Genomic DNA, 1,673 nt, shown 5'->3' with positions numbered 1-1,673 from the left:
GGGACAGGTCCGGCACCGGCGGAGGGAGCGGCGGCACGTCAGGGCAGGTCGACCTGCGCGCCGGGAAACTCAGCGAGCGCGCGAGAATGCGCACTATCGTCCTCGATGGGACGGACCCCGACAGAATCGAACCGGCGGTCCTCCGCGGTGAACACACGGGCACCGACATCATCCCCGAGGGCGGCGACGAACCGACCTACTGGGCACAGTGAGATGACGACAGACGAAGCCTCCTCCGTCGATGTTCCCGACGGCGCGCCCGAATCGAGTGACGACCACCACGACTTCTGGGCCGACGACGTCGCGGACGAAATCGAAGCCCGAGACCCCGACGAACCCGTCGTCATCAAAGGCGGCGTCTCTCCGTCCGGTGTTGCTCACCTCGGCAACTTCAACGAGATTATGCGCGGCTACTTCGTCGCCGAAGTACTCCGCGAGCGCGGTCACGAGGTCCGACAGGTCTTCACGAGTGACGACAAGGACCCGCTCCGAAAACTTCCACGCAAACTTGCCGACGCCGACGGTAACATCGTCGGACTCGGCGAGGTCGACGCCGGTGCACTCGGCCGCAACCTCGGCAAGCCGTACACCTCGATTCCAGACCCGTTCGGCGAGACCGACTCCTACGCGGCGCACTTCGCGGCCCTTCTGAAGGCCGACGCCGACCGCCTCGGCGTGCCGGTCGAGATGATTTCGAACACCGAACTGTACGAAAACGGCGATTTCGACCCCGTCGTCGAGCACGTCCTCGAACACATCGACACCGCGCGCGAGGTGCTCAGCGAGTACCAGTCGAAGGTCGACGACGACTACGTCCCGTTCAATCCCGTCTGTGAAGCGTGCGGGAAGATTACGGAGACGGTCACCGACATCGATCTCGAAGCGGGCACCGTCGAGTACACCTGTACCGACATGACCGTCGGAGACAACACCATCGACGGCTGTGGACACGACGGAACGGCGACGTTCCGCGAGGGTAAGCTTCCGTGGCGCTTCGAATGGCCCGGCCAGTGGCAGGTTCTCGGCGTCGACTTCGAACCCTTCGGCAAGGACCACGCTGAAGGCTCGTGGCCCTCGGGCAAGGACATCGCGGAGAACGTCCTCGAAATCGAGCCGCCGGTGCCGATGGTCTACGAGTGGTTCACGCTCAACGGGAAGGCACTCTCCTCGTCGGCCGGAAACATCGTCACCGTCCCGGAGATGCTCGAACTGCTCGAACCCGAGGTGCTTCGGTACTTCTTCGCGCTCAACCCGCGGAAGGCCCGCGACCTCGACCTGACGCGACTCGACCAACTGGTCGACGACTTCGACCGCTTCGAACGCGCGTACTTCGGCGAGGTCGACGACGAAAGCCTCACCCGGTTCGCAGAGCGCGCCTACCCGTTCGTCGTCGACGACGTTCGTGAGGACCGTATCCGCCTCCCATACACCTTCGCGGCCGTCCTCGGCATGACCGACGACGAGGACCTTCGCGTCAAGATGGCCCGCAACGAGGGCTTCTTCGACGACGACACTCCCGAAGCCGTTATCGACGAAGCATCCGGCCGGGTCGAACGCGCCCGCCGCTGGGCCGAGAAGATGGACAACCAGTACAACTACCGCCCGCAGGCCGAACTCCCCGAATTCGACTTCGATCCCGCCGTCGAGTCGGCCCTCGACCACCTCGCCGACTT

The 1,673-nt window shown here is 64.6% G+C and carries 1 protein-coding gene and 1 pseudogene; both read left to right on the top strand.

The window, feature by feature from the left end; translation table 11 throughout:
* Positions 1–212, top strand: a pseudogene (locus QT222_RS01460) (hypothetical protein); the annotation flags it as partial.
* Between the two features lies 1 nt (position 213).
* Positions 214–1,673, top strand: a 1,460-nt coding sequence (gene lysS, locus QT222_RS01455; RefSeq protein WP_491476072.1) for a lysine--tRNA ligase, incomplete at its 3' end; no start/stop codon positions are given.

The sequence above is a fragment of the Haloferax sp. s1 genome, assembly GCF_058382125.1.
Note: the sequence above shows the minus strand (reverse complement) of the source record. Positions and strands in the feature narration are given on the sequence as shown.